This window comes from Lacinutrix sp., assembly GCF_023299985.1.
Taxonomy (GTDB): Bacteria; Bacteroidota; Bacteroidia; order Flavobacteriales; family Flavobacteriaceae; genus Lacinutrix.
In genome coordinates, this window is record NZ_JALZVX010000012.1 from 1 (window position 1) to 8,429 (window position 8,429).

Annotated in this window: 9 protein-coding genes; 2 read left to right on the forward strand and 7 right to left on the reverse strand. The window is 31.4% G+C overall.

Annotated features, from left to right (window positions below):
* Positions 1–305: pyridoxal-phosphate dependent enzyme (locus Q0C58_RS00960; RefSeq protein WP_290696452.1), on the reverse strand; the 305-nt coding region annotated here is incomplete at its 3' end.
* Between the two features lie 178 nt (positions 306–483).
* Positions 484–1,722, reverse strand: a complete 1,239-nt coding sequence (locus Q0C58_RS00965) for an FtsX-like permease family protein (RefSeq protein WP_290696453.1) — start codon at positions 1,720–1,722, stop codon at positions 484–486.
* 6 nt (positions 1,723–1,728) lie between these two features.
* On the opposite strand from Q0C58_RS00965, the gene Q0C58_RS00970 reads away from it, so the two are divergent.
* Positions 1,729–3,039, forward strand: a complete 1,311-nt coding sequence (locus tag Q0C58_RS00970) for a DUF1343 domain-containing protein (RefSeq protein WP_290696454.1) — start codon at positions 1,729–1,731, stop codon at positions 3,037–3,039.
* Here Q0C58_RS00970 and Q0C58_RS00975 read toward each other — a convergent pair.
* The 3 genes from Q0C58_RS00975 to Q0C58_RS00985 all read right to left on the reverse strand — a co-directional run bounded on the left by Q0C58_RS00975 (position 3,036) and on the right by Q0C58_RS00985 (position 5,560).
* A complete protein-coding gene (locus Q0C58_RS00975) occupies positions 3,036–3,869 on the reverse strand; it encodes a hypothetical protein (RefSeq protein WP_290696455.1) in 834 nt (277 codons plus the stop codon). The genes Q0C58_RS00970 and Q0C58_RS00975 overlap by 4 nt on opposite strands.
* A gap of 284 nt (positions 3,870–4,153) precedes the next feature.
* On the reverse strand, positions 4,154–4,990 hold the full coding sequence (locus tag Q0C58_RS00980) for a sterol desaturase family protein (RefSeq protein ID WP_290696456.1): 837 nt from the start codon (positions 4,988–4,990) through the stop codon (positions 4,154–4,156).
* A 75-nt stretch (positions 4,991–5,065) separates the two neighbouring features.
* Positions 5,066–5,560: a YkgJ family cysteine cluster protein gene (locus Q0C58_RS00985; RefSeq protein ID WP_290696457.1), complete on the reverse strand. Its 495-nt coding sequence runs from the start codon at positions 5,558–5,560 to the stop codon at positions 5,066–5,068.
* 59 nt (positions 5,561–5,619) lie between these two features.
* On the opposite strand from Q0C58_RS00985, the gene Q0C58_RS00990 reads away from it, so the two are divergent.
* Complete coding sequence (locus Q0C58_RS00990) at positions 5,620–6,318, forward strand: methyltransferase domain-containing protein (protein WP_290696459.1); 699 nt, start codon at positions 5,620–5,622, stop codon at positions 6,316–6,318.
* A 54-nt stretch (positions 6,319–6,372) separates the two neighbouring features.
* On the opposite strand, the gene Q0C58_RS00995 is transcribed toward Q0C58_RS00990, so the two are convergent.
* Together Q0C58_RS00995 and Q0C58_RS01000 are read right to left on the reverse strand one after the other, a co-directional pair.
* Positions 6,373–6,900: a DUF2059 domain-containing protein gene (locus Q0C58_RS00995; RefSeq protein WP_290696461.1), complete on the reverse strand. Its 528-nt coding sequence runs from the start codon at positions 6,898–6,900 to the stop codon at positions 6,373–6,375.
* Positions 6,901–6,929: 29 nt separating this feature from the next.
* Positions 6,930–8,429, reverse strand: a 1,500-nt coding sequence (locus tag Q0C58_RS01000; RefSeq protein ID WP_290696463.1) for an amidohydrolase, incomplete at its 5' end; no start/stop codon positions are given.

The window sequence follows — 8,429 nt, forward strand, 5'->3', positions numbered from 1 at the left end:
TTTTCTTTAGATTGCTTATCTGCCATTACAAAAATACATTTATAACCTTTTATTATGGCTGCTAATGCTAATCCCATTCCTGTGTTTCCAGAGGTTCCTTCTATAATTGTTCCGCCTGGTTTTAATCTACCATCTGCTTCTGCATCTTCAATCATTTGTAATGCCATACGGTCTTTAACAGAGTTTCCTGGATTAAAGGTTTCGTATTTAGAGAGCACCAAACAAGGCAGCTCTGCTGTGAGTTTGTTTAATTTTACTAATGGTGTGTTACCTATAGTTTCTAGAATATTTTCTGCGTAAGTCATGCTGCAAAAATAAGTTAAAAGTTAAAAGCTAAAAATTAAAAGTTGACTTAATTATTTTTATAACTAAACTTGATTTGCGTTAGCGATTGATGCGGCATCCTTTTTTGCAATTAATAGCAAAAAAGATATAGCGGAAAGCGCGACCTTTAGGTAACGCCCAAAAATTAGTAATTAAAAGCTACTCGAAACGGATGGCTTTTATTGGAGAAATTTTTGTAATTATATACGATGGTATAAGTAACATTGTCAAGCAAAGTACAAATGTACCAACATTTAATAGTATAATATAATCGAGACTTATATATACTGGAATTACTTTCATGTAATATTGTTCTGGGTTTGGGAAGCTTAAAAAACTAAACTGTTTTTGCGCAAATAACAGGCTTAAACCTATTAGATTTCCCCAAAACAAACCTTTAATTATAAGGTAGGTTGCGTTGTAAACAAATATTTTTCTAATGCTATTGCTACTACTTCCTAGAGCTTTTAAAATACCAATCATTTGTGTGCGTTCTAGAATGAGAACGAGAAGAGCGGTTATCATGTTAATGCCTGCAACAAGAATCATGATACCAATAATACCTGCTATGTTTTTGTCGAAAATACTAATCCAATCGAATACCAACCAAAATTTTTGTTTTACAGACTCTACATTTAAAGTAGAAGGTGTTTCTTTAAAAATTTCAATAGTTTTTTGTTCTATAACATCGAAATCGTTTATAAAAATTTCGAAATTTCCTATTTGGTCTGGTTCCCATTTGTTTAAACGCTGAATGTGCTTGATATCTCCAATAGCAAACTGCTGGTCGAATTCTTTAAACCCAGAATTATAAATACCTACAATTTCGTAGGTTAAAGGCCTTGGTGGCTTATTTAAATCTTCTCTTAAAAAATATGCGGTTACTTTATCGCCAACTTGTAGGTTAAGCCTTTTAGAAAAATATTCTGAAATTAAAAGCTCTGCACTTAGTTTTTGCGTGTAGTTTGGTAATACTCCATCTACTAAATACTCTTTTAAATATTGCCAATCGTAATCTGTTCCAACACCTTTTATAACAACACTCTCGAAAGTATCTGGCTGCCTAAAAACAGCATGTTTTGTTGCCACACCTTGAATGTGTTTTATACCTTTTACTCTATTAAAATTTGGGTAAAAATCTTGATTTATAGAAATAGGATTTTCGCTTTCTTGAGAGTTATTAGTGTCGTAATTGGTAATCGTTGCGTGACCGTTAAAGGCTACCACTTTATCTCTTATTTTTTGCTGGAGACCAATTCCTGTGGCAATAGCTATCATCATTACAATAATGCCAAGTGCAATTGCTACTATTCCAATTTTTATTATTGGAGCAGATATGCTACTTTTATACGCTTTACTGTCGATAATGCGTTTGGCTATAAAGTATTCGAAATTCAAAATGTTATGAGTGTACAATTAATGTGGTGTAAAAATACAGTTTTATTATTTCTTTTTTTAGGAATTTCTTGCGGAAGTACTGATAGGCTAAAAGATAAAAATAAAACGCTAATAGTTGCTACTCAAAGTGATAATACTGAGGCTTCTAATAATGAGGTCCTTAAACAAATTCAGGATGATGACGAGCCAATTATTATTGGAGCTAACCAAACTGAGGCGTATTTACCATTATTACATGGGAAACGTGTTGGTGTTGTAGCTAACCAAACAAGTGTTGTTTTTAAGAATGATATTGCAACGTCGCAAATGCCTAACAATGATAGATACATACATTTAGTAGATTCTCTTCTTGCTTCAAAAATTAAAGTTAAAAAAGTATTTGCTCCAGAACATGGTTTTAGAGGTAAAGCTGATGCAGGAGAAGTAGTTAAAGATGGTTTAGATACCAAAACAGGTTTACCTATTATATCGCTTTACGGAAAGAATAAAAAACCTTCTCCAGAGCAGTTAAAAGGTTTAGATGTTGTGGTTTTCGATATACAAGATGTTGGCGCACGTTTTTACACGTATATCTCATCGCTACACTATGTTATGGAAGCCTGTGCAGAACAGAATATTCCGGTAATAATTCTTGATAGGCCAAACCCAAATGGACATTATATAGATGGACCAATTTTAGAAGAAGCGCATAAAAGCTTTATTGGTATGCATCCTATTCCAGTGGTTCATGGCATGACGATTGGAGAATACGCACAAATGATTAATGGAGAAGCTTGGCTAAATAATAATTTAAAATGTAAACTTACTGTTATTAAAATGAAACACTACACGCATAACTCAACTTATAGTTTACCTATTAAACCATCACCTAATTTACCAAACGATATTGCAATAAACCTATATCCAAGTCTTTGTTTTTTTGAAGGCACTAACGTTAGTGTTGGACGTGGTACAGAGTTACAGTTTCAAATTTATGGTTCTCCTATTTTACCAAAAACCAATTTTAATTTTACACCACAACCAAATTTTGGAGCTAAGTATCCAAAACACAAAAACAAAGTTTGTAATGGTTACAATCTAACAGGATCACCAAAGTTTGATGCGCTTGATCTTAGCTTCATAATTAATGCTTATAACACGAGTAAGGATAAAAGTAGTTTCTTTTTATCTAATGGGTTCTTTACCAAGTTGGCTGGCACAAAAAAACTACAAGAACAAATTGAAACGGGTGAAACTGTAGAAAATATAAAAGCCACCTGGAAAGATGGCTTAGATAATTTTAATAAAGTACGTACTAAATATTTACTATATAATTAGTTGTTATATCGCGTTCCGTTTGGACGAAGATTTTTCTCTCTGTACTCTGCACGAGTTTCCTTTTCAATATTTTTGTTGTTTTCGTTAGAAAGATTGTATGTTACTTTTTTAACAACTATCATTGTTGATGCTCTAGTAGGCTTATTTACAACTCTAGTGTTTTTAGCTACTGCTCTATCTTTTTCGTTTTTAAGACGTGCTGCTTTTTTAGCCTCTTCTCTTTCTGCTGCTATCTCAAATACATTCTTTTTATTGACATTAGATACTACTCTTGGTTCACGTTGCTTACGTGTTTTAACTGGTTGTTTATTAGGTGTTGCTTTTTTTCTAGTTACTCTTGGCTTAGCTACTGCTACGCGAGTATCTTTCTCTTTTGTAACCCTAGGTTTTTTCTTAAGTGGCTTAATATTTCTAGCGACTTGTTCTTTTTCACTTAAGCTAGATCTTAATATACTCTCTTCTAAATCTGCAATTGCATTTTCTGGCCTAGCAATATCGTCTACACGCTTAACGCCTAGAGCAATAATTTTATCTTCTCTATAAACTGCTATAGTGTATCTTCCTTTTTTAAAATGGTATAGTGGAATTTTAATTTCTGGTGCATCAACATCAATAATAACAGAGTCTTTTTCATCGTGACTTAAAAAAGTAACGCGCAAAATATTTTTATCACTTTTAAGTGTTAATGTATCTAGTGCAAAGTTTAATGATTGTTCTAAACCGGCTGCTTGTTCGTTAACATTCTTTTGAATATCTGTAACCGCTTTTTTTTGAGAGTAACTTGACAAGCTTAAAAACAAAGCTAGTATAAGTAATGTTAGGTTTTTCATGTATAAAATTATTTACTAATTATTAAATTTTGCTAAAAATCAATTAGTACTTTGGGAGTACAAAAATAAAGAAAAAGGCATTTAACTCTTTATATTTAGTATTTAATTTAAAATAATTTAGTCGAAAAGTGTAATATACTCGCTGAAATACAATTTCAACTGATAATCAACAACTTAACTAATTGTTAGCATTAATTACTAGTTATAAAGCAATGATTGTACCAAAAAAGATGAATAAGAAACACTTCATAGTGTATTATAATATATACATATATATCGATATACTATTCAATAATTTTATTTGTAGGTGCTTTATCTTTATTAAAAGGCTGCTTTAAAAGATGTCTTAAATTTGCGTTTTCTTCGACATTTGGAAAGGTATCTACTCCGTAAATAATTTTTGTTCTATCCAAGTGCATATATGTTCCAAAAAAACGATCCCAAATCGAAAAGATGTTTCCATAATTAGAATCGGTATATGGCAACATATAATGATGGTGTACTTTGTGCATATCTGGAGACACAATAATGTAACTCAATACTTTATCTAGTTGCTTAGGCATAGTAATATTTGCATGTGTAAACTGTGTAAATATTAAAGATAGAGATTGGTACAACATAATAACACCTATTGGTGCTCCAATAATAAAAACACCAGCTAAAGTGAATAAAAAGCGTATAATACTCTCTAAAGGATGATGTCTGTTTGCAGTAGTAGTATCTACTTCGTGATCGCTATGATGTACTAAATGCACCATCCATAATACGCTAATTTTATGCTCTGTAAAATGTGCCAAATAAGCGCCAATAAAATCTAATAATAATACTCCTAAAACAACATATAACCAAAAGGGCATTTGTGGTAACCAATTAATAATTCCGAAATTATTAATCGTAACCCAATCTGCTGTTTTTAATAATAAAAAAGCTAGAGTAAAATTAATTATAATGGTTGTTAGGGTAAAAAACAGGTTTGGTATTGCATGCTTCCATTTTTTATACTTAAAATTGAATAAAGGCAAAATACCTTCTAAAAGCCAAAAGAATACAATACCTCCAATTAATAAAATACTTCTATGAAGCGATGGAATAGTTTCGAAATAAGTAATTATAGACTCCAATTTTTTTATTTAAAGGTAATTAAAATAGTAATAAGTTGAGCTTATAATTGCAACTCTAAAATATTTAAAATTAACTTAAAGTTTAATACGTTCTTTCATTTTTTCAACAATATTAAAAGCTGCTGGACAAACCGCTACATTTTGTAACGTTAAATTAGAAATTTGCTGAAATTTTTTCCTGTTAGTATGCGGGAATTCTCTACAAGCTTTTGGTCTTACATCATAAATCGAGCAATAATTATCTGTGCCCAAAAACGTACATGGCACACTCTGCAAAACATAATCGTTGTCTTCGTCTATTCTTAAAAACTGTTCTACAAATTTTTGACTTTTCATTTTAAAATGCTTCGCAATTCTATCTACATCTTTATCGGTAAATAAAGGACCTGTAGTTTTACAACAATTAGCACATTCTAAACAATCGGTTTGCGTAAACTCTTTTTCATGCAATTCTTGCATCATGTAATCCAGTTGTTTTGGTGGCTTTTTTTTAAGCTTTGTAAAAAAGGTTTTATTTTCCTTATGCTTATCTTTGGCCAGCTTTGGAAGATTATTAATAATGTCTTGCATAGTACAAATGTAACATTAATGAGTTGTTGAATCAAGTTCAGCATGACAATAAATTGGCAATGAAAGACATCTTCGGAAAAGCCTTATTAGATTTTTACAACGGAAACACTTCTGAAGACATTATTACATGTACAAATATTTCTGGTGATGATGTATTACCTTTAAGTTATTTGTTTAGAAGTTATACATACATGCCAAAACTAGAACAAAAAGCTTTAGAAATGGCTAAAGGAAATCTTCTAGATGTAGGATGTGGTGCTGGAAGCCACTCGCTATATTTACAAGAAAAAGGGTTTAACATTAAAGCTATTGATAGTTCTAAAGGTGCTATTGAAACTTGTAAAAAAAGAGGTGTTTTAAATACTGAATTACTTCCGCTTCTTGAAGAAAAAGAGACTTTTGATACTATTTTACTTTTAATGAATGGTACTGGGATTTTTCAAACTTTAAAAGACGTTCCAAAATATTTAACACACCTAAAAAGTTTGCTAAATAAAAATGGTCAAATTCTAATAGATTCTAGTGACATTAAATACATGTACGAAGAAAAAGATGGCGGATTTTGGCAAGATCTAAACTCTACTTATTATGGTGAGTTAGATTACTTTTTAAGCTATAAAGGTGAAAACGAATTACCAATGAAATGGTTATACCTTGATTTTAAAACATTACAGATTGCCTGTACATCTATTGGATTACAGTGTGAGGAAATTATGAAAGGTGAACATTTTGATTATTTGGCTAGGATTTATATCTAGTGCATAAAAAATAACATTAACTTCCAATTAAAGAGAACGTTAAAAAAATATCGATTATAAGTTATAACCTTTCTCAGACAACTGTGCAATAACACCTCTGTAAGTACCACTACTCCACATTTCGGAAATTTTACTCATAGCCTCGTTCATAGAATCTTGAGAACCTGTTATTTTTCGTCCAGTTTCACTTTTATAAAATTCACCTAAAATAACCTTGTCTCCTTCAGTTAAAGCATCTTTTTTAAACATGTTTTTTCCTGCTTTTGAAGCATACAAAGTATTCATGTTTTTTACATCTTCATGCGTAAAATGCGCTCTGTAAGCAGACACCATCATTTGAGCAAGCTCATCCATGGCATCAGATTTACCTTTTTTCACCTCAGCCCAAACAGTCTCTGGAACGTTTTCATCTGTAAATTGCACTTCTAACATTTGGTACATTTGCTCCATTACATCGTTGTAATAAGACATTGTTCCGTTACTTTTAACACACTTTTTAACAGCTTCACTATAAGCATCTACTTGTGCAAAACTAGCTATAGATAAACTAAAAAATAATAGTAATGTAAATATTCTCTTCATTGGTTTTGTATTTTGTTTTCTAAACTCAATTATTGTGCCACACCATTAATATAGGTTTGCTGCACTTTTGTTAAAGGTATCTTTTCTTCAGGAATTTCCATAATATCTTGATTTAATATTATAAAATCTGCATATTTACCTTCTTCAATACTTCCTTTTTCTTGGTCTTCAAAATTAGCATAAGCAGCCCAAATAGTCATGCCTTTTAAGGTTTCTATTCTAGATAATCCGTTTTCTTTTTGAAAGCCATTTTCAGGAAATCCTTTTAAATCTTTTCTGGCAACTGCTGCGTAAAATGTTAAAAACGGATTAACTTGTTCTACAGGAAAATCTGTTCCAAGTGTCACGCGTCCACTTTTTTCTAATAGTGTTTTGTATGCGTAAGCACCTTTTACGCGATCTTCTCCTACGCGATCTTTAGCCCAATACATATCGCTAGTTGCATGTGTTGGCTGTATTGAAGGTATTATGTTTTCATTTTTAAAATATTCGAAATCATTATCTGTAATCACTTGTGCATGCTCTACTCTCCAACGTCTATTTTTTTTATTTTCCAGAGTTTTCTCATAGGTTTGTAATACAAATCTATTTGCAGAATCTCCAATAGCATGTGTATTCATTTGATAACCTGCTTTTTCAATTCTGAGTGCTAATTTTTTATAATCTTCTGTACCAATTACCATAGCTCCAAAATGATTATGCTCATCGCTGTAAGACTCTTTTAAAGCTGCTCCACGAGAACCTAAAGCTCCATCTGCATACACTTTTACAGACTGCACATTTAGTCTTTCTGTTTTAATTTTACCTTTATTTAAATAGTAATCAAGGTTTTCTTCTTTATTACTAATCATGGCATATACTCGCATTTGTAGCGTATTTGCTTTTTGTAAACTGTCTATAAGCTCTATCACTTGCTTATCTAAACCTGCATCACTAACTGTAGTTAAACCTAAATTAGTGCAAAATTCTTGCGCATCCATTAAAGCATTAATTTGTTGTTGACGTGTTGGTTTTGGAAAAATAGCTTCTACTATTTCCATAGGATTATCGATAAGAACACCTGTTAGTTTTCCATCTATAACTTTAATTTCTCCACCTTCAACTTTAGATTTTGAAGTAATCTTAGCTAAATCTAAAGCAACTTGATTACACAACATAGCATGACCATCTATTCGCGTTAAAGCTACAGGAATGTTAGGATAAAGTTTATCTAAAAGTGCTTTTGTTGGATAGATTTTATCTTCCCAATCATTTTGATCCCATCCTCTACCTATAATAAACGTAGTATTATTTTTATTTTGAAAATCGATAACACGCTTCATCACTTCATCAAAACTAGAAGTACCAACTAAATTTACTGTTTGCCTGTTTAAACCTAATCCATAAAAATGGCAATGTCCATCTATTAATCCTGGTACTACTGCTTTACCTTTTGCGTCAATTATTTCTTTAGCTAAAAAATTTTGTTGTATTTCTAAAGTACTTCCTACGGCTATAAATTTCCCGTCTTTTACAGCAAATGCTTCTGC